The 20,802-nt window shown below is 51.0% G+C and carries 16 protein-coding genes and 1 other annotated feature; of the genes, 2 read left to right on the forward strand and 14 right to left on the reverse strand.

Annotation, left to right across the window (positions count from 1 at the left end):
- Nucleotides 1–115: 115 nt before the first annotated feature.
- The 7 genes from I8U19_RS01970 to hemL form a co-directional block, all read right to left on the reverse strand.
- Nucleotides 116–763 carry an SCO family protein gene (locus tag I8U19_RS01970; protein WP_198055033.1) on the reverse strand — a complete coding sequence of 216 codons (648 nt, stop codon included), beginning with the start codon at nucleotides 761–763 and terminating at the stop codon, nucleotides 116–118.
- Nucleotides 764–1,126: 363 nt separating this feature from the next.
- Nucleotides 1,127–2,509 carry a UDP-N-acetylmuramate--L-alanine ligase gene (gene murC / locus I8U19_RS01975; protein WP_033099228.1) on the reverse strand — a complete coding sequence of 461 codons (1,383 nt, stop codon included), beginning with the start codon at nucleotides 2,507–2,509 and terminating at the stop codon, nucleotides 1,127–1,129.
- A 42-nt stretch (nucleotides 2,510–2,551) separates the two neighbouring features.
- On the reverse strand, nucleotides 2,552–3,877 hold the full coding sequence (locus tag I8U19_RS01980; protein ID WP_033099229.1) for a bifunctional folylpolyglutamate synthase/dihydrofolate synthase: 1,326 nt from the start codon (nucleotides 3,875–3,877) through the stop codon (nucleotides 2,552–2,554).
- A 136-nt stretch (nucleotides 3,878–4,013) separates the two neighbouring features.
- Nucleotides 4,014–6,668, reverse strand: coding sequence for a valine--tRNA ligase (locus tag I8U19_RS01985; RefSeq protein WP_198055034.1), 2,655 nt, complete (start codon nucleotides 6,666–6,668; stop codon nucleotides 4,014–4,016).
- A 45-nt stretch (nucleotides 6,669–6,713) separates the two neighbouring features.
- Nucleotides 6,714–6,948 (reverse strand) — a binding site (T-box leader).
- 639 nt (nucleotides 6,949–7,587) lie between these two features.
- Nucleotides 7,588–8,670 carry a phosphotransferase gene (locus I8U19_RS01990; RefSeq protein WP_198055035.1) on the reverse strand — a complete coding sequence of 361 codons (1,083 nt, stop codon included), beginning with the start codon at nucleotides 8,668–8,670 and terminating at the stop codon, nucleotides 7,588–7,590.
- A 15-nt stretch (nucleotides 8,671–8,685) separates the two neighbouring features.
- On the reverse strand, nucleotides 8,686–9,918 hold the full coding sequence (locus tag I8U19_RS17570; RefSeq protein WP_198055036.1) for a LysM peptidoglycan-binding domain-containing protein: 1,233 nt from the start codon (nucleotides 9,916–9,918) through the stop codon (nucleotides 8,686–8,688).
- Between the two features lie 228 nt (nucleotides 9,919–10,146).
- The gene (hemL, locus tag I8U19_RS02000) at nucleotides 10,147–11,439 is read right to left on the reverse strand and encodes a glutamate-1-semialdehyde 2,1-aminomutase (RefSeq protein ID WP_033099234.1); all 1,293 of its coding nucleotides are present in this window, start codon (nucleotides 11,437–11,439) and stop codon (nucleotides 10,147–10,149) included.
- 232 nt (nucleotides 11,440–11,671) lie between these two features.
- Here hemL and I8U19_RS02005 point away from each other — a divergent pair, with 232 nt between their 5' ends.
- Complete coding sequence (locus I8U19_RS02005; RefSeq protein ID WP_232330886.1) at nucleotides 11,672–12,118, forward strand: hypothetical protein; 447 nt, start codon at nucleotides 11,672–11,674, stop codon at nucleotides 12,116–12,118.
- Between the two features lie 57 nt (nucleotides 12,119–12,175).
- On the opposite strand, the gene ahbA is transcribed toward I8U19_RS02005, so the two are convergent.
- From ahbA to hemA, 7 genes are read right to left on the reverse strand one after another with little or no spacing between them, the layout of a single operon-like run.
- Nucleotides 12,176–13,234 (reverse strand): siroheme decarboxylase subunit alpha, encoded by a 1,059-nt coding sequence (ahbA, locus tag I8U19_RS02010; RefSeq protein ID WP_033099235.1) that lies wholly within the window; start codon nucleotides 13,232–13,234, stop codon nucleotides 12,176–12,178.
- 1 nt (nucleotide 13,235) lies between these two features.
- The gene (gene hemB, locus I8U19_RS02015) at nucleotides 13,236–14,213 is read right to left on the reverse strand and encodes a porphobilinogen synthase (protein WP_033099236.1); all 978 of its coding nucleotides are present in this window, start codon (nucleotides 14,211–14,213) and stop codon (nucleotides 13,236–13,238) included.
- A gap of 28 nt (nucleotides 14,214–14,241) precedes the next feature.
- The gene (gene cobA / locus I8U19_RS02020) at nucleotides 14,242–15,756 is read right to left on the reverse strand and encodes a uroporphyrinogen-III C-methyltransferase (RefSeq protein ID WP_033099237.1); all 1,515 of its coding nucleotides are present in this window, start codon (nucleotides 15,754–15,756) and stop codon (nucleotides 14,242–14,244) included.
- 4 nt (nucleotides 15,757–15,760) lie between these two features.
- Nucleotides 15,761–16,678, reverse strand: a complete 918-nt coding sequence (gene hemC / locus I8U19_RS02025) for a hydroxymethylbilane synthase (protein ID WP_033099238.1) — start codon at nucleotides 16,676–16,678, stop codon at nucleotides 15,761–15,763.
- A gap of 14 nt (nucleotides 16,679–16,692) precedes the next feature.
- Nucleotides 16,693–17,340 (reverse strand): precorrin-2 dehydrogenase/sirohydrochlorin ferrochelatase family protein, encoded by a 648-nt coding sequence (locus I8U19_RS02030; RefSeq protein WP_198055037.1) that lies wholly within the window; start codon nucleotides 17,338–17,340, stop codon nucleotides 16,693–16,695.
- A gap of 19 nt (nucleotides 17,341–17,359) precedes the next feature.
- Nucleotides 17,360–18,175 carry a cytochrome c biogenesis protein CcsA gene (gene ccsA / locus I8U19_RS02035; RefSeq protein ID WP_052153865.1) on the reverse strand — a complete coding sequence of 272 codons (816 nt, stop codon included), beginning with the start codon at nucleotides 18,173–18,175 and terminating at the stop codon, nucleotides 17,360–17,362.
- A 14-nt stretch (nucleotides 18,176–18,189) separates the two neighbouring features.
- The gene (gene hemA, locus I8U19_RS02040; protein WP_198055038.1) at nucleotides 18,190–19,530 is read right to left on the reverse strand and encodes a glutamyl-tRNA reductase; all 1,341 of its coding nucleotides are present in this window, start codon (nucleotides 19,528–19,530) and stop codon (nucleotides 18,190–18,192) included.
- Nucleotides 19,531–19,777: 247 nt separating this feature from the next.
- Between hemA and I8U19_RS02045 the strand changes: the two genes are divergently transcribed.
- A complete protein-coding gene (locus I8U19_RS02045) occupies nucleotides 19,778–20,794 on the forward strand; it encodes an ABC transporter substrate-binding protein (RefSeq protein ID WP_198055039.1) in 1,017 nt (338 codons plus the stop codon).
- The last annotated feature ends 8 nt before the right edge of the window (nucleotides 20,795–20,802 follow it).

Below are 20,802 nucleotides of genomic sequence, written 5' to 3' on the forward strand. Positions count from 1 at the left end.
GAGCCAGGGAGGGCTGTGTAACTCCCTACCCTCCCACACTCCGGGCCGCGGTGCGCTTCATACAAAAAAACTGCCGCGGTCAAGCGACAGGCAAAGGGGCGTTCTCGGCGGCGGCCTATTTCTTTGTCAAAGCTTGTACATCCTTGATCATTTGCTGCAGATCAGGCTGCAATCCATTATAATACCTTACGACCGTGCCGGATTCATCAATCAGGTAAAATTGGGTCGGATGGGTGACCAAAACCGGCATATCCGGCGAAGGTCCTTTTTGCCGGGCTACCGGTCCCTTAAATGTATCCTTGGCCATTTTCGCGATCTGACTGAATGAATAGCCGGTCAAAAAATGCCAATGGCTTAAATCCGCATCATATTTTTCGGCATACGTTTGCAACACTTTTGGCTGATCATGCTCAGGATCAACACTGAATGAAACCAGTTCGATCGGAACGCCGGCCTTTTTAAACGCGTCTTGCACTTTGGCCATATTGGCTGTCATTGGCGGACAAACATTGGGGCAGTTGGTAAAAACAAAATCAGCCAACCAGATTTTGCCTTTTAAATCCTTTAAGCCAAATGGTTTGCCCGATTGGTCAGTAAAGGAAAAGTCATGAACTTGCCAATGGAGTGCGGACACGTCATTTGACGATGAGGCCTGTGCCGATGTTTCCGGTTTCGGCTGTTCCTGAGCAGCTTCCGAGCAACCGGTTACGGTGAGCACAAGAAAACCGATGAGCGCAAAGCCAACCCGTTTCCATTTCTCCATCCAAATCGCCTCCAGCCGTAAATTCACTAATAAATCTAAATCTTGAGTTCGCATAAAAGGGACAGCCATTCAGTTCACAAAGGGGTTAAACCAAGCTTTTCCCCCGATGTATTTCGACCGGTGGCGGCAGAAAAATCCCGCCTTTCCACTTCATGAGACTTCGCACTTTTCCGGAAATGAAAATGCCTGCTCATCGGTTAACGAAACAGTCAAGTCAAGAAATCGGCGGCAAAAGTGAGGGCAAGAGATGGTCAGGCTTGCGAGAGGGGTGAAAACCCCTCCTGCCTGACGCTCACTCCCATCCCCAGCTGAAGCCAGAGGTTTTCTCGCCCGTAAAGAAATAAAATATCGATAAGTTCATCCCTATTTTACGCTTTGCTTTTCAAGTTCCGGTACAAGTGCATGCGAAACACGCCAAATGTCACCGGCCCCCATCGTCATCACCAGGTCTCCGGGTTTCGCATGCTGCAGCAGATATGAAACAACCTCTTCTTTGGTAGCGATAAACTGTGTATTGGGATTGCTGTTTTGTTTAATCAGCGCCGCCAATCTCTCTGCCGAAACACCCGGGATCGGTTTTTCCCCCGGAGGAGCATAAATGGTGTTAATGATCACTTCATCGGCATGAGCAAAGGCACGGCTGAACTCATTGAACAAGAGGTGAGTCCGGGAGTAACGCTGCGGCTGGAAAACGGCGATCACACGGCGGCCCAGCGCTTTTACCCCTTTTAATGTCGCCTCGATTTCGGTCGGATGGTGCGCATAATCGTCGACAACCAAAATATCGTCCACTTCACCGATTACTTGGAAACGTCTTTTTGCCCCTTGAAATTGGTAAAGCGCTTTAGCAATTGAAGAAAACTCACAGCCGGCTTCCAGGCAGGCGATAATGGCGGCCAATGCATTGGAAACATTGTGGCGCCCCGGGATGCGCAAGGTGACTTCCCCTAACTCTTCTTCCCCTTTGACTACCGTAAAACTGATCTCCCGCAAGTTTTCCCGAATATTTCGCGCGGTGAAGTCGGCCGGATGATCGATGGCATAGCTGAGCAAACGGCCTCCCACATCTTCCGCCATTTCCCTGAGATGGGGATCATCATAGCACAAAATCGCCGCGCCTTCCGGACGGACTTGCTTTAAAAACGAGCGGTATGCCTTTTTCAGATTGGCAAAATCCCCGCCGTAGTTTTCCAAATGATCGGGTTCGATATTGGTGACGATCGCCAGATGCGGATAATATTCCAGAAACGAGCCGTCGCTTTCATCCGCTTCCGCCACCACGTAATCGCTTCTCCCCGCCTTGGCATTTCCTTTTAAACTGACGATTTCCCCGCCGATGATATAGGTCGGGTCCACTTGGAGCAGTTCCAACGTTTGGGCGATCATGGAGGAAGTGGTCGTTTTTCCGTGAGCCCCCGCAACCGCGATCCCCTTTTTATCATTCAGAAGGCGCGCCAGCATCTGCGAGCGGTGAATCACTTCAATTCCCCGCTTTTTGGCTGCGATGCGCTCTACATTATCTTCCGAAATACTCGATGAATAGACGACGAGGTCTGCCCCCTCAACCAAATCCTCATGATGACCGATCGTCACCCGCGCTCCCCGTTCGATCAATTTTTGCACCAACGCATTTTCAGCCACATCCGAACCGGATACTTCATATCCCAAATCGAGCAACACCCTGGCAATCGCACTCATGCCATAGCCGCCGATTCCCACAAAGTGCACCTTCTGCTTTTTTTCCACGTCAACCACCAACCTTTATTTAGATCTTTATTCAGTGTCATTTCAGTTCAGAAGAGGACGCAATTGGGAGACCAAAAAGAGCGATCCCGTGATCACACAAACATCATTTTCATTCATCTGCTCTTTCACCAGGCGCAACCCGGCCAGCGCGTCATCCTCTGCATGAACAGTCAGCTCCGGCTTCACTTTCTTGAGCAGCCCGGCCAATTCACCGGCAGCGAGCGACCGCGCCTGTCCCTTTACCTCCGTTGCGACCACCACATCTGCTTCCTCTGCCAAAACTTCCAACATTTCAGTTACTTGCTTGTCCTTCATCATCGCCAGGAGCAAAAACAAACGGCCGTTGCCAGGTTCGTGTCTTTTTACCGCCTGCACCAGTGCTTTGACTCCGTCCAGGTTATGCGCACCGTCGAGAATGACAGCGGGCGAATCGGCCACTTTTTCAAACCGGCCCGGCCAGCGGACACGTTGCAACCCGGTCACAAAATGCTCGGGATCGATCACCGTCGCATAAGCCTGTCTGAGCACTTCCAGCGTCATTAATGCCGTCGCGGCGTTATAAAGCTGATGCTCTCCGAGCAGAGGGATGGACAAGTTGGAAAGTGTCCGGTAAATCCCTTGAAAATCAAAGGATTGTTCGCTTGAGCTCCATTTTCCCGGGATCACCCGGTAATCTGGCCCCCATTCATACAGGCGGCTTTTTTTCCGTTTCGCCTCTTCCCGGATCACGGCGAGAGCTTCTTCAACCTGAGGACTGCAGACGACGGGAACCCCCGGTTTGATGATTCCTGCTTTTTCCCGTGCGATTGCGGTCAAAGTGTCACCCAGCCATTCCTTGTGATCCATTCCAATTCGCGTGATGACGGAAACCAACGGATAAACGACATTGGTCGAATCAAGGCGGCCGCCGAGTCCGGTTTCCCACACGATAAACCACGGAAACGCCTCTTTGGCAAAGAAACAAATCGCCAGCACAGTCCAGAATTCAAAAGGGGATGGCGCACCGGGTCCCGTTTTGCCCATTTCTTCAACAAGTGGTTTCAGTTGGTTGGCCCAATGGACAAAGGAAGCTTCCGGGATCGGTTCTCCGTTAAACTGGATCCGTTCATTCCACGATGTGACATAGGGGGAGATAAATAATCCGACCGGATAACCTGCTTCCCGCAGAACCGAATCGACCATCGCTGCGACGGAGCCTTTGCCGTTCGTTCCAGCAATGTGAATGAATTTGCAGCGTTTTTCCGGTGATCCGAGCCGTTCGAGCATCCATTCCATCCGCCCGAGTCCCGGTTGGATCGCCTGGGTGCAATGTTGGTCCATCCAGGCAAAGACATCGGCTGCTGTGACAAATCCCTCATTTACCTGCATGTTTTTCTCCCCTTTCGTTTTGGTTTTTGATGGATTATGTAAGAAAACTGCTCACTGTGTCCATTTTGCCTATTAATCAGGCTGCCGTCAACAAACAAAGGAAGCGAGGGCAGGAAAACGCCTGCCCCGCCGAATCTCATCCTTGGAGTTCCCTTAACCTGGCCAATACCTTTTCACGTTTTTCCCTGTATTCTTCGCCTTTTTTACGCTCACCTTCCACCACATGAGCCGGCGCTTTATTGACGAAGCCGGGGTTTGCCAATTTTTTCTCCACCCGTTCCACTTCAGCATTCAATTTCTTCAGCTCGGCATTCAAGCGTTCGATGGTTTGCCCGACATCAACCAAGCCGGCCAGCGGCAGGAACAATTCCGCACCGGTAATCACGGCCGTCATCGTTTTTTCCGGTCGGGGCAAAGCCGGATCGACCGTCAAATGGCTTACTCCGCACAAGCGCTTGATCGCAGCTTCATTCCGTTCAAAAGCGGGCATCACATCAGCATCGGGGCGCACCAGCAGCTCCACTTGGTGTTTGGGCGCCACTTCCATCTCCGCGCGAATATTGCGCACAGCCCGGATCGCTTCGATCAGCACCTGCATCTCCTTCACCGCTTCAGCATTGGCATAAGAATCATCCGCTTTCGGCCAATCGGCCACAGTAATGCTTTCACCTTTGACCGGCAGATGCTGCCAGATCTCTTCCGTAATAAACGGCATCATCGGATGAAGCAGACGGAGCGCCTGATCAAGCACATAAACCAGCACCGAACGGGTAACCCGTTTTGCCTCCTCATCCTCTCCGTAAAGCGGAAGTTTGGCAAATTCAATATACCAATCGCAGAATTCATCCCAAATGAAATTATACAGGGCGCGGCCCGCCTCACCAAAATCGTAACGATCCAACAAACGCGTCACTTCAGCGATCGTTTCGTTCAAGCGGTGCATGATCCATTGATCGGCAGTGGAGAAAGGACCCGTCAGCTTTAAGTCCTCCGCTTTGATTCCTTCCAGATGCATCAGCGCAAAGCGAGACGCGTTCCAAATTTTATTGGCAAAGTTACGTGCCGCTTCCACGCGCTCCCAGCGGAAGCGTTGATCATTTCCCGGGGTGCAGCCGGTGGAGAGCATGTAACGCATCGCATCGGCGCCGTACTTTTCAATTACATCCATCGGATCAACGCCGTTGCCCAGCGATTTGGACATTTTGCGACCTTCAGCATCCCGGACCAAACCGGTTATCAGCACATCGCGGAACGGAATCCGGTTCGTAAACTCCAACGCTGAAAAGATCATGCGCGCAACCCAGAAATAGATAATATCATACCCGGTCACCAGCACATCCGTCGGGTAATACCGTTTCAAATCCTCTGTTTCCTGCGGCCAACCCAGCGTGGAAAACGGCCACAGGGCGGAGCTGAACCAGGTGTCGAGCACATCCTCATCCTGTCTCAGGCTCGTGCCCTGGCACTTGGGACATGCTTTTGGCTCATCCCGGGCGACGGTCATTTCGCCGCAGGAATCGCAATACCAGGCCGGAATGCGATGTCCCCACCACAATTGCCGGGAAATGCACCAGTCGCGTACATTTTCGATCCAGTGCAGGTAAATTTTTTCAAAACGCTCCGGTACAAAGCGAACCCCCCGGCCGCTTTTTTGCACTTCAATCGCCCGTTTGGCAAGCGGCTTCATCGCCACAAACCATTGCGTCGAGAGGTAAGGCTCGACTACGGCTCCCGAACGCTCGCTGTGGCCGACCGAGTGCACATGTTCTTCAATCTCGATCAGATGGCCGGACTGTTTGAGATCTTCGACAATTTGCTTGCGGCAGTCAAAGCGGTCCATCCCTTGATATTTTCCTGCCAGCTCATTCATTTTGCCTGTTTCATCCATGACGAGAATTTGCGGAAGTTTGTGCCGGTTTCCTACTTCAAAGTCATTCGGGTCATGGGCCGGCGTAATTTTTACTGCCCCGCTGCCGAATTCCGGATCAACATATTCGTCGGCGATAATCGGAATTTCGCGGCCGGTGATCGGAAGCAGGACGGTTTTTCCGATAAGGTGTTGATAGCGTTCATCCTCGGGGTGAACTGCGACCGCCGTATCACCGAGCATTGTTTCCGGGCGGGTGGTCGCCACGCGGATATAGCCGGAACCGTCCTTCAGCGGATATTTGAGATGATACAAAGCACCTTTGACTTCTTTGTAGATCACCTCAATATCCGACAAAGCCGTGCGTGCGACCGGATCCCAGTTGATGATGTACTTGCCCCGGTAGATCAGGCCCTTTTCATACAGGCGGACAAACACTTCCTTAACCGCCACGGACAATCCCTCGTCAAGCGTGAACCGTTCCCGGCTGTAATCGACGGAGATCCCCATTTTTCTCCATTGGCGGGCGATATTGTCCGCATACTCTTCTTTCCATTTCCAAACCACATCCAAAAATTTTTCCCGCCCCAAGTCGTGACGACTGATTCCTTGTTCGCGCAGTTTCGCTTCAACCCGCGCCTGGGTGGCGATTCCGGCATGATCCATGCCCGGCAGCCACAAGGCATCAAATCCCTGCATGCGCTTAAAACGGATCAAGATATCCTGGAGAGTGTTGTTGAGCGCATGGCCGATGTGCAGGTTTCCCGTCACATTTGGCGGGGGAATCACAATGGTAAAGGGTTTTTTCCTCTGATCGCTCCCCGCTTTGAAATACTCTCCCTTCAGCCAGTAATCGTACCATTTCGCTTCCGTCTGTTTCGGATCATACGCGGAAGGCAAGTTACTGGTCACAGTTTCACTCATACCATTTCCTCCATTCTTCTGTAAAATAAAAAAACCTTTCGCCCGGCAAAGGACGAAAGGAATTTTCGCGGTACCACCTTTGTTCACTGATCAAATTCGCTCTGAACAGTGCACTTTGACCGGATAACGGCCGGTTCCGGACCTTCCTACACAGATCAATCCTTCAGAAGGCCAGCTCGAGGGCGACATTCGACGGTTTTCCCGAAGAAACCTTTCAGCCGGAGGGTTTCTTTCTCTGAACGGGTCAGATCCATCTACTCTTCCCTTTCACAGCTTTGAATCGCATGATTTGTTTTATTATATTACACCGTTTTTTTGATCCAAGTCAAACCCAAGTAAAAAACGGCGAACGTGTCGCCGAATAAAAGATGAGGCCAGTCAGAAACCGCACCCGCACGGCCAAGGGAGGTTAATTTTTCAACCCGAATGTATGCTTGATGAAGTCATACATGGCTGCCGGATCAGCCAAAAACGCCAATAGCAATACAGTGCATAGCAAAAGGATACTGAGAAATGATAAAAATATTACTCCCCGGTATGCTTTTCTTACCACAGTTTTAACCAAACTCAAGAGACTAAACCCCTTCCTGTCAGTATCCAATATATTTACCCTTCAGCATATTCTTATTCTCTACTTTTCGTACACATCTGTCCAGTATTTCTTCAAAATAAGCCAAAAAAACAAGCAAACGCCACTTATTGCGCATAACATTTGCATAAAGGAAACACTTTTTTCCATAATCAACTTCTGCTTCCGGGCAAAATCCCAGGCAAATCCAAGTTCATTCCATTTCTGATCACTTGACGGGTGAGGAGCGGTCTTTATGTTGGAAGTCCTGTTCTGGGTACTCGCACTTAGTTTACCATTAAAAGCATTGCGCAAACTATTACAAAAAATAAAAAACCGGGAGTTCCCGGATTAAGACTTGCGTTTTCCTTTTCCTTTCTTTTTGCCGGTGCGCACAGGTACGGCAGCCGTTGCCGATTTGTTTTCTTCATTCTTCTTTTGCCCCGGCCACAATTGTCTGACCAGATCCTGGAGCTGTTCCATTTGCCTGACTTCCGCCTCCAGTCTCTGTACGGTTTGCGCTTCGGTTTGTGACAGACGGGGAGTTTCATAATACAATTTGAGTGTTTTCATCATCCGTTCCGGGTACGACAAATATAAAGCCAACAGGCGCTTCTCCTTTGGTTTTAACAAATAGGAATTTTCATACGCTTGGAGCAGATCATGCGGTGTTTCGCTCACATCCCTGTCGGAAGTAAAGCGCTGGATTGCCAAAGCCAGATCCCGTACCGGCGATTCCACCTGGGCATGGTCAAAATCGATAAAATAAAACTGTTCATCATCCCAAACCAGGTTACTGTCATGCATCCGGCGGTGACACAGGGCATAGCGGGGCAGAGCGCCGTCATCCGTCTCCACAAACCGCTCCAGGCCGCGAATGGCAAAAGAAAAGGTATCGTCCAGCCGCTCTTTCAGGTTCCGGAACGACTGGTCAAACGGAGAAGCAAATTCCCTTTTTTCCACCGTTTCGAGATATTCCGACAACTGGTTCTTCTTTTCCTTCCATTTTTGGATAAAATCCCGGCTGATCCGCTTCGGCAGTTCCGGATAGCGTTCGATGAGCGGTTCGGTCAGGCTGTGCAACTGTGCCAACGCCTGAACGGTTTCTGTCGGTGAGGGCGGTCCGGCTTCTCCTCCATCTTTCCAGGGGGTTGCATACCAAACTTCGTTCCCCACCTGCACAACCGGCTCATTATCCCTGTTCTTCACCCAGGGCAGCAGATGGGGGAATCCCTCTTCCCGCACCTGTTCCAGCATTTGATGGAGAAGCAGCAGTTTTTCACGCGGCGCCCGCGAATTTTTTAAAGCATACTCCCCCTCGGGCATCACCACTTTCCACACCCGTCCGGTATATTGAACATAGGCGGGTTCCCATCCATACTTGCTTAATACCTCGGCTAACGCATTTTCTCTTGCAAGCGGTGCCCGGTTCATCACCTGTCCTCCTCCTTAAGTCGTTTGTTTTTTCGCATAATCGGGCACATAGAGGATTTGCCCTTCTTCCAGGCGGTCCGTCTGCAATTGATTCAGTCTCATCAATTGGCTCACAGCCACATCATACCGGGCCGCCACATGGTCAATTGTCTCATCTCTTTGCACGATCACGATCTTCAGGCCGACAAATTGTTCTTCTTTATTGCCGACCAACCAGCGAATCCAATCAGTCTGCTTTTTGTTTTCCTGATCGGTTTCCGGCGCTTCCCCGCCTGAATTCAGCTCTTCTTCGACTTCCGTTTCAAAGACTTCCTCAAACTGGTTTTCCTTTTGCCGCTCTTCCCAAAATTCCCGCGGCGATTGCGCAAAAATTGTCTGTCGTTCCGGTTCCGTCCGTTGTTTTTCCTTCGTTTTCTCCTCCGTTGAAACTTCTCTTTGTTCGGGAACCGTTTCTTTTCGGCCAACCGTCTCCTTCGGGAAAGCTGTTTCTTTCTCTTCCGCTGTCTTCTTTTTCCCACTTTCTTTTCCTGCCGGCTCCGGTTCCCGTTGTGCTCGCTTTTCCTCCGTTTCGGGAACTTCATGCGGAAGGACTTTGGCTTCGGGTTCCTCTTCGGCTTCCTCTCCCTGTTCCCTGTTCACCCTCTTTCCGGAAGTATTTTCTTCGTCCTGCTCCCTGGCTCGTGACACCACTTCCGGTTCAGGCTCCACATCCCCTTCTTCCTCACTTTGGATACTGATCGGCCGTACGGGAGCGCCGGAAAATTCCGGGACAGTGTCATCCATCTCGCGCTCCTCATGGGAACCGGCTTTTTCTGCCTCCTCATTTGGATCCGGCAGCAAACCGTCTATCATGAGGATAGCTTCAATTTGCAATTCAAACGGGGACAGAACTTGATAATCAAACGATTCGACCTCCGCCGAGATGTGAGCCTGTTCAGCCCGATCCGCCGGCAATGTGATCTCAACAGGAATCACGTAGGCGAGTTCACTGCGATGTTCCTCTTCGTACAAAAACGCTTCTGTATGTAACCCGGTGTGATCAGGTCCTTCCACTTCCCCCTCCTGCTGCGGGATATACATTCCGTTAAGACGCAGATACCCTTGAATTTTTAAATGTTGGCCCTCATCTTTGATCTCGACATCAGGGTACAGGTCCAGTTCCAGGAGGGTATTCATTCCCGGTTGCTGCGGTTGCAATCTCACTTTTTCGGAGATATCAAAGCGAAGTTGGGTAAAGCGGTTTTCCACGGCAAATCCCTCCTTAACAAAAGCTGTTCCCTTTCTATTCGGGATAGTCATAGGTTTTGGACGTTACTTAACTATATGCATGGGAACGAAGGTTATCACTTTTAAAGGGCCAAAAAAAGAACAAGATGATCAAAAAACAGAAGATCCACTGCATCCGGCCACAAACTCCGAAATAAAGAAGACCCCGGCAGCTGTTTGCCGCCAGGGTTGTTGAACCAAAGTTTCTCTTTACTTTTTCAGCTTTTTCAAGGCATTGCGATTCGCTTCCAGTGTCCGGTTCAAATCCTCTTCGGTGTGGGCCGTCGAGATAAACATCCCTTCAAACTGGGACGGGGGGATCAGCACCCCTTCATCCACCATATGGCGGAAATACTCGGCAAAACGCTTCGTATCAGCCGTTTTTGCAGTTTCGTAGTTAACCACCTTTTCCCCTGTGAAAAAGAGGCAGACCATCGATCCAACTCGGTTGATATGGGCAGGGATTCCCGCTTCTTCTGCATTTTTGCGCAACCCTTCTTCCAAAATCCGCCCTTTTCGCTCCAGTTCCTGATAAGCATCCGGCGTCATCTCTGTCAACGTGGCATAGCCGGCCGCCATCGCCAGCGGATTGCCGGAAAGCGTTCCCGCTTGATAAACAGGGCCGGTCGGAGCGATTTGTTCCATGATCTCCCTTTTTCCGCCGTAAGCGCCCACAGGTAATCCTCCGCCGATCACTTTTCCCATCGTGGTCAGATCAGGCAGGATGTTGAATCTTCCTTGTGCCGAATGGTAATCGACGCGAAAACCGGTCATCACTTCGTCGAAAATGAGGAGGGCCCCATATTGCTCGGTAATCTCCCGCACTCCTTCCAAAAAGCCGGGGAGAGGAGGAACAACCCCCATATTTCCGGCAACCGGTTCCATTATGACCGCAGCCACTTCCTCGCCAAACTTTTCAAAAGCCAGCTTGACACTGTTTAAATCGTTGTAGGGAACAGTCAGGGTGTGTTGCGCCGTATTTTCCGGCACGCCGGGACTGTCAGGCAAGCCGAGCGTGGCCACCCCTGAACCCGCCTTGATCAATAAGCTGTCCGAATGACCATGATAGCTTCCTTCAAATTTGAGAATTTTATTCCGCCCGGTATAGGCACGAGCCAGGCGGATTGCGCTCATCGTTGCCTCTGTTCCCGAGTTTACCATGCGCACGATATCGACAGAGGGCATCCGCTCTGTCACCAGTTTGGCCATCGCCGTTTCCAATTCGGTCGGCGCACCGAAACTGGTTCCTTTTTCCGCCGTATCCTTGATGGCCTGAATCACTTTGGGATGTGCATGTCCCAGAATCAACGGACCCCACGAGGCGATGTAATCAATATATTCATTGCCGTCCACGTCCACCATGCGGGAACCGAACGCACGCTCTATAAAAATCGGGTTCATCTCCACCGACCGAAATGCCCGCACCGGGCTGTTCACCCCACCGGGGATGACCTGCACCGCTTCGCGATAATCGGCGATGGAACGGTCAAAACGCTTCTGCATCCACCATCACAACCTTCTTCAAAAATATGTACCGAATCATTCATTCCTTATTTTAACGCATACTGTTGATTTCCACATGAAACGGAAGCAAATTTTTTCTAACAAATACCGGATGGAATCAGCTGATTCCGGAAAATGTTTTCTATCAAGTATTATGATGAACCATACAATTGATCATTCTATTTCATATTTTAACAAAGAAAAACATTTTTATAGAAAAGGAGCAAAAAGAATGAGGATCAGCAAAAAGCCATCCGGCGAATTACCAACCGCAAAGCCGGCTTCTCCGAAAAAACCTTTGAACATCCAACAGGCCCGCCTTTCACTTGAACTGTTTCAAGATGCCAATTTTTCCGGAAGGCGAATCCGCTTCCGGCGGCGCGGAGTCGCGGTCCGCAATATGAATGCATTTGCCTTTAACGATCTCCTGTCCAGCTTTCGCATGTCCAACCCGAATAATCCGGGCAGCTTAACCCTAGTTCTGTGGGAAGACGTAAACTACTCGGGCAGAAGACAAGTATTTTTTGGATCAAGATCGGTTCCTTTTGTCGGGCCCATTTTTAATGATCTGACGTCTTCGTTCATTTTCGTGCCACGAAGGCTGACGTCCAGAGAGATCAATCGCATCGAGGCCACCGGAAGTGCAGCTTTTCTGGGCGTGGTGGAGATTTCAGCGTAAAAAAAGAGCCCCGTGCAATCGCTGCGGGGCTGCTGACACCAATCTGTTGAGGCCGGGTTAAGCCTCTATTTTTTGTTCTCGAATCACACGCTCTTCCCACTCATCCATATCCGGTGTGAAATACTGAAGCCGGGTCTTTTTGTATTCTTTGGTCGAATAGAGCGTCGCACGTTCGGTAATTCCGGTTTCGTCCTCAATCGCCTGCAAGATTTTTTCGCATTCTTCCAAGGTCCGGCCATGCACCATGGTGAAAATCGAATACGGCCAATCCGGATAAGTCGGACGCAGATAGCAATGGCTGACGGCTTTAAAGGAAGCCATCACCGGGCCAATTTCATCGGCACGGTCTTCCGGAACCGCCCAAACCCCCATGCCGTTAAAGCGAAACCCGGCCTTGCGGTGATTGAGAATGGCGGCGAAGCGGCGCATCTGCTTCCGTTCAAGCATTTTTTTAGCCGCGTCCAACAGTTCTTCCGTTGAAAGTCCCAAATTTTGTGCGTAAAGATCAAAGGGGCGTGATTGAACAGGGAGATCTTTTTGCAATTCGCGAATCACGGCAATGTCAAAATCGGTGATCACTTTATCCGCTTTTTTCCGGTCTTCCTCATTATAGCTCGGTTTTGCTTTTGCTTTCGTTCCATCCTGTTTGCCGGTCATGTCGAGCTGAACCCCGATCTTGAACAATTTCAGCGTTGGCATCAGGCGAATCACCTCAACGCCGGCCAACTTGCCCAACAGTTCCACTGTTTTTTCGAGACCGATGCGGCTGTTCGGAGGTACAGCAATGGTAAACCAGAGATTATACTCGTGGTTTCGCTTATAGTTATGGGTAACCCCGGGATGCTGATTAATGATGCGGGCCGCTTCATCCAGGTGTTCCTCCCGTACTTTTGCAGCAACCAAGCTGGACTTGTAGCCGAGTGTACGGGTGTCAAAAATGGCGGAAATTTGGCGTATGGTATCCTTTTTCAACTCACGGACACGCGACAAAACCGTTTCTTCGTCTGTCCCCAAGGTTTCGGCCACTGCTTTAAACGGCTCAGGAACCAGTTCCACACCTTCCTGGAGTTGGTTCAGGATCTCTTTATCCAGTTCATCCATCGTTTTGACGGGCATCTTATTCTCCCCCTTTTAGCCAGCGGGCCAGATCTTTGGCATGGTACGTGATAATCAGATCTGCCCCGGCCCGTTTGAATGCCAGCATCGATTCGGTCACTACCTGCTTTTCATCAATCCAGCCATTGAGTGCAGCCGCTTTGACCATGGAATACTCACCGCTCACGTTGTAAGCGACAACTGGCAAGTCAAAACGCTCCCGCACACGCACCATGACATCGAGATAAGGAAGCCCCGGTTTGACAATCAGCATGTCCGCACCTTCGGCCACATCAGAGGCCGCTTCCCGCATCGCCTCTCGTACATTGGCCGGGTCCATCTGATAGGTCCGGCGGTCGCCAAACTGCGGTGTGGAATGAGCCGCATCCCGGAAAGGTCCGTAAAAGCTTGAGGCGTACTTGACGGCATAAGACATGATTGGAATATGGGAAAACCCGGCTTCATCCAATCCTTTACGAATCTCGTAAACAAAACCGTCCATCATGTTGGACGGAGCGATCATATCAGCACCCGCCCGGGCCTGGGAAACAGCGGTTGAGACGAGCCGCGTCAATGAAGCGTCATTGACGATCACTCCGTTTTCTACGATACCGCAATGACCATGCGAAGTGTACTGGCACAGACAGGTGTCGGCGATCACGTAAATGGAAGGATACTTTTCTTTGATATAGCGAATCGCTTTTTGCACGATTCCCTGTTCATCATCTGCAGAGCTCCCCCGTTCATCCTTTTCAGCCGGCACCCCAAAAATGATGACAGAAGAAATGCCCAGCCGGACCAGCTCGTCCATCTCCTCATGCAGCCGGTCCAGGGAATAATGGTAAACCTCAGGCATCGAAGGAACTTCTTGTTTGATATTTTCCCCTTCCACCACGAAAATCGGATAAATCAGATCCTCAACATGAACGTGATGTTCACGAACCATGCGGCGGATCTGCTCGCTTGCTCGCAAACGACGGTGTCGGATATATGATTGCATAGAAAACTCCTCCTTTATCATGCCGGGCCTATAGTGTTTTTAATGCCTCCACCAGACCGTCAATCGTATATGAATCAGCAACCACATCTACCTTCAGCCCCAGTTCGGCAGCGGTTTGTGCCGTGATGGGACCGATGCAGGCGATCCTGCTCCCGGAGAGCAAAGCGGGAACCTCCGGTTCGACTGTTTTCACTGCTTCGACAAAATTGCGAACCGTAGAGGAGCTTGTGAAGGTAATCACATGAATAGCGCCCCGTTTCAGCATTTCTACTACTTCGCCCGCATCTTCGGTGCCGATTTTTGTATCGTATGCATCCACTTCCGTGACATGGCATCCCAGTTTCTCCAATTCAACAGCCAAAACTTCGCGGGCGATATCGGCACGGGGAAGCAGAATCTCTTCTCCCTGCTTGATCATCGGTTTGAGTGCTTCCACAAGCGCTTCTGCCTTATACTCTTCCGGCAACACTTCCACCCGCAATCCTTTTTCGATTAGCACCTCTGCCGTTTTGGGACCGATCGCCGCAATCCGCGCCTTGGCCATCCGGCGAATATCGAGATTTAATTCGATCAGGCGTTTAAAAAAGTGCTTCACTCCATTGGCACTGGTAAAAATCACCCAGTCAAACCGCTCAAGCTGATGCAACGCCGCATCCAACAGGTCTTGGCGCTCAGGACGGGTGATGCGGATCACGGGAAATTCTACCGCTTCTCCACCAAGCGCCTGAATTTTCTCCGTCAAAACGCTGCTCTGGCTTCGAGCCCTTGTGACCAGAACCCTTTTGCCAAACAGCGGTTTCTTTTCAAACCACGACAATTTTTCCCGCAGTTTTACGACTTCCCCCACCACGATAATGGCCGGGGAACGGAAACGGGCCTCCTCCACTTTTTGCACGATATCCTCCAAGGTTCCCGTCAGCGTTTCCTGTTCAACCCGGGTGCCCCAGCGAATAAGTGCAACCGGCGTTTCTTTTGAACGGCCGTATTTGATGAGCTGTTCGACAATAAACGGCAGATTTCCGACCCCCATCAAAAAGATCAGAGTTTCCACTGCCGTAGCCAAGTGGTTCCAACGGATGGATGATTCGGTTTTTTCCGGCCGTTCATGCCCTGTGACGATCGCAAAGGAGGAATTAAAGTCACGGTGTGTGACGGGAATGCCGGCATAAGCGGGAACGGCGATTGCCGAGGTAATCCCCGGTACGACTTCAAACGGAATCCCTTCTTCCACAAGGCGTTCCGCCTCTTCACCCCCGCGGCCGAAAATGAAAGGATCTCCCCCTTTGAGCCGGGTTACGACCTTCCCCTCTTTCGCTTTAGCCACCAGTAAGTCATTGATCTCCTCCTGGGTCAGCGTATGCCGGTCCGGCAGCTTGCCGCAGTAAATCAATTCGGCCTTCGGTTTCGCGTGCTTTAACAGCAAAGGGCTCGCTAAACGGTCGTAAACAATGCAGTCTGCCTTTTTAATCGCTTCCAATCCTTTTACTGTAATTAATCCGGGATCCCCCGGTCCAGCTCCTACCAAATAAACAAGTTTCGTCATCCGACTAACTCCTCTCACTGAGTGCCAGCAGTTGACCTGCTCCAAGCTCTCTCATCTCTTTGGCAAGCTGTTTGCCAACCGCCCATTCGTCTTTGCCTCGCATGCTTTTCTTGATGACCTCTTTACCGTCCGGTTGCGCCACCAAACCGGTCAAGTGCACTTCCTCTCCATCGACTTCGGCGTAAGCAGCCAGGGGCATATGGCAACTTCCTTCAAAGGCGACCAAAAAAGCCCTTTCCGCCCGGACTGCCCGCGCCGTCTGCTCATGGTTGATCCCGGCGAGGAGAGAGAGCAGCTCATGGTCATCTTCACGACACTGGATGGCGAGCGCTCCCTGGCCAACCGCGGGTAACATCACGTTGATCGGCAATTCTTCACAAATCTCGCTTTGCCAATCCATGCGGTAAAGGCCCGCCGCCGCAAGTACGATCGCATCAAACTGTCCTTCCCTCATTTTCCGGATGCGCGTATCCAGGTTGCCACGAACCGGCTCCACCCTCAAATCAGGGCGGGAGGCCAATATCTGCGCTTGGCGCCGCAGACTGCTCGTCCCCACCACGGAGCCGGGCGGCAATTCAGCCAGCATCTTTCCATCGCGCGACAACAGCACATCCCGTGGATTTTCACGACGGGGAATGGCTCCGATCACAAGCCCTTCCGGCATCTCACCCGGCAAATCTTTCATGCTGTGTACGGCAAAATCAATGCGCCCGTCCAATAATGCTTGTTCAATCTCTTTGACAAACAATCCTTTGCCGCCCACTTTGGACAACGTGACATTGAGAATCCGATCGCCCTTGGTGACAATTTTCTCCATTCTCACCTCGAGTCCCGGCTTCACTTCTTTCAAGCGGTCGACAACCCAGCTAGTCTGGGTCATTGCCAACTGGCTCTTTCTTGTTCCCACGATGAGTGATCGCATCTTCTCCCTCCTTTCTAGGCTTGTACGGATAAATGAGACTGAATGAAGCCAAGCATTTTCCCCCTGACTCCCTCCGGATCACGCCGGCACTCGATCAGCCATTCATCCGACACCAATTCTTTCATCAAGCTGTATCGAAGTCTCGGATCTTTTACTTCTGCGCGGACTTTTTCTCTCATCTCCTGCAATAAACCGAGGTAGCGTTCGTACTCTTCACCAAACGATTTTTCCAGGTCCTGGCGGATCTTTTTCGCGAGCGACGGGCTGGCTCCACCGGTGGAAATGGCGATCTGCAACGGTCCCCGCTTCACTGTGGAGGGAACGGTGAAATTGCACAGTTCAGGCTGATCAACGACATTGATCCACTGCCCCCGCTCCTTGGCATCGCGATAGATCGCCTCATTGGTTTGGTTGTCATCAGTAGCGGCGATGACGAGAAAGCAGCCAATTCCGTCCGTCGGTGCGTACGGTCGATTTTTCCACTCGACTCTGCCGAGCAGGGCCCACTTTTGAATTTGGGGGGTGGCTGACGGGCTGACGACTTTGACCAGCGCTCCGGCTTCCAGAAGCGCGGCCGCCTTGCGTTCCGCCACCGAACCTCCCCCCACAACCAGGCAGCGCCGGCCGGTTATATCCACCATCATGGCGTATAACGGTTTCATCGTATTCTAGCTCCTTTGTCTAAAACCAGTGATGAACCGAGTCACTGGATCGCATGGTCACATAGTTGATCAACACAGCCAAAATCGCAAGCGTATTCCACCAGGCCAACCGGCGGCCCATCATCTGTTTTCTCCCCCAGCGGTACAAGATCCAGCCATAAAGGAGCGTCACCAAAAACGATCCCCAAACTTTCGGGTCTGTCCAAAACATATGCCCAATCGCCTGGTAACTGTAGATCACGCCCAAAACCATCGCGGCAATGAAAAATCCGGTTCCTCCGACCACCAGCCAGATGGAGAACCACTCCAACCAGCCCAGACTCGGCAGCTGGCGCAAAAGAAGGTTCCATTTTTTCTGCTTCAACAAGTGGTTGTTGACCAGGTACAATCCGGAACCGATACTCGCCAGTGAAAAGGCGGCATAAGCCATCATCGCCATGGCAACATGGATCAAGACCAATTCCTTCAGCAGGAGATGCGTCAATTCTTCAGAACCCTGCCGGGGAATGAACAGATTGATCGCAAAAACGATAAATCCGATCAAGTTGGCGATGAAGTAAAAGATGTTCATGCGATAGATCAAATGCATCAAAAGCGTAAATCCGATCAAAATCCATGAATAGATAAACAGGGCATCAAGCGGAATTGACAAGGCAACATAATGCCCGAGCCCCATTACAAATACGAACGTCTGCATCACCCAAACGCCCGCCAGAAACAGATAGGAAATCCACCCGGACTTCCTGGTTGGATGAAAGAAATCAGCCAGCGCAAACAGCAAGCTGAGCGCATAGGCATAAATCATGAAATCATAGAACCAACGTTCGGCGAACACGGGCTGCTCCCCCTTTAAGTGCGGATCAGTTTCCCGCTCGTAAACGCCGGGTGTTTCACTTTTTCAGATGTCTTGTCCCCGTTGTCATCCAGTAGTTTTTCCAAAGCGAACAAGGTGACAAACATCTCCTGCGCCGCTTCTTTCTTCGGTGTGGTCGCCAGTTCCTTGACACGGACGATCGGCTCGTGCATCAACTGATTCACAATGCTCTTTGTGTGTTTGCGAATCACTCTGCGCTGTTTTTCCGTCAGGTCCGGCAGCTTCCGTTCAATGCGCAGGACGGCTTCCTCCTGAATCGCCAGCGCCTTTTCGCGCAACGCCGTAATGAGCGGCACCACACCCAAAGTTTCCATCCACTCATCAAATTCTTTTTGTTTTTGTTCAATCCAGACGGCGATTTTTTTCGCTTCCTGCTCCCTGAGCGCGAGATTGGAATCCACAATTCCATGCAAATCGTCTATATCATACAAGAAAACTTGATCCAATTCATGGATGGAGGGCTCTATGTCGCGCGGTACCGCAATATCGATCATGAACAGCGGAGAGCGCCGCCGAGCAGCAATCGGAGCGACCATATCCCTTGTCAAAACAGGTACCCGGGACCCGGTTGAGCTGACCACGATATCAGCTTCAGCCAGCGCGGAAAGCAATTGATCCCATGCCCGGGCTTCACCGTGAAACCTGGCAGCCAACTCCTCTGCTTTGTCCAGGGTGCGGTTCACCACCAGGACGCGCGCCGCCCCGGTCGAATAAAAATGCTTCGCCGTCAGCTCGCTCATTTCCCCCGCACCGATGAGCAAAATCGTTTTATCGGCAAAGGAATCGAACATTTTTTTCCCAAGCTCAACGGCAGCATAACTGACAGACACGGCATTTTGCCCGATTTCCGTCTCCGAGTGAACGCGTTTTCCGAAGGTCACCGCTTGTTTAAACAACATATTGAAGATGGTTCCCGTCGTCCCCGTCGACTGAGCGGTCAAAAAGGCGTGTTTCACCTGACCCAAAATTTGTGTTTCCCCGATCACAAGAGAATCGAGGCCGCAAACTACATGGTAGAGATGCCGCACCGCTTCCTGATTCGCTTTTACATAAAGATGGTCGGCAAACTCCTGGCGGGGAATGCGAAACCAGCTTTCCAGAAAGGTTTTGGTATAATAATCTCCTGTATGCAATTGATCACAGACCACATAAAGTTCCATACGGTTACACGTGCTGACGATCACGCATTCCATGATGCTTTTCATATCACGTAAACTTCTCAAGGCAAGTTCAAGTCGGTCTTCAGCAAAAGAAAATCGTTCACGCAGTTCAACTGGTGCTGTTTTATGGTTTAATCCGACTGTTAAAATATGCAACTTCGTTTCACCTCGAATCCCGGAACAGCCTTCCTCTTGACTCGGCAATCCGGGCAAAAGTGAATAAAATTCAATATCCATTATATCACAGAGATTTCAAATCCCAAGTTTCGCCCTGTGAACACATTTTGAAGCCCAGATTGTGTATAATAATAATAAGAAATGGCGGAAGTTTGCGAAAATACCTTTTGTTTACCGGTTCGACACCACCTTCCGGTTACTGAGACCACTTTGAGAGGTGACGCCCATGAACCGCTTGACTCGATCGTTTGGTTTCGTGTTGGCGCTCGTCATCGTTCTCCTTTTAACCGCTTGCTCTTCCTCCTCTTCCCGGTCCGGACTGCGGCAAATCCGACTGGTGGAAGTCACCCATTCACTCTTCTATGCTCCTCAATATGTTGCCTTGGAAAAAGGTTTTTTCAAGGAACAAGGCCTGGACATTCAGCTGTCCAATGGCAACGGGGGCGATAAAACCATGACAACACTGGTCGCAGGCCAATCCGATATCGTCCTGGTCGGAGCTGAAGCGGCCATTTATGTGACAGCCCGGTCCTCTGCACATCCGATCACCGCCTTCGCACAATTGACCCAAACGGACGGTTCCTTTCTCGTTTCCCGCCAGCCGATTCCCCACTTTGACTGGTCGATGCTCAAGGGTAAATCCCTGCTCGGGCAACGGCGCGGAGGAATGCCGGAAATGATCAGTGAATACGTGCAACGGAAACACGGTCTCACCCCGCACAAAGATGTCCAAATCATCCAGAATGTCGATTATCAGAATCTGGCAAACGCCTTTGTCGCCGGAACCGGCGATTTCGTTCAACTGTTTGAACCAATGGCCTCCAAAATCGAAAAAGAAAAAAAAGGCTACATCGTTGCCTCCTTCGGCAAGGACAGCGGCCATGTTCCCTATACCTGCTACATGACCAATCAATCCTATATCAAACAGAACCCTGACATAATCCGGCGTTTTACCCGCGCCGTCCAAAAAGGACAAGACTGGGTCGCCACCCATACCCCCGGGGAAATTGCCGACGTGATCGCCCCGCAATTCCCCGATACCGACCGCGACATTCTTGTGCGCGTCATTCAGCGCTACAAAGAGCAGGATTCCTATGCCAAAAACACCATCATCGATGAAGAAGAGTATAACCGCTTATTGACGGTCATGTCCCAAGCAGGCGAACTTCCGGCTAAAATCCCCTATCAAAAGCTGGTGGACACTTCCTTTGCCAAAGAGGTTTCAACCAAACAAAAACAATAAAAAGGGGG

The sequence above is a fragment of the Thermoactinomyces sp. CICC 10523 genome, from assembly GCF_016055105.1.
GTDB classification, from domain to species: domain Bacteria; phylum Bacillota; class Bacilli; order Thermoactinomycetales; family Thermoactinomycetaceae; genus Thermoactinomyces_A; species Thermoactinomyces_A daqus.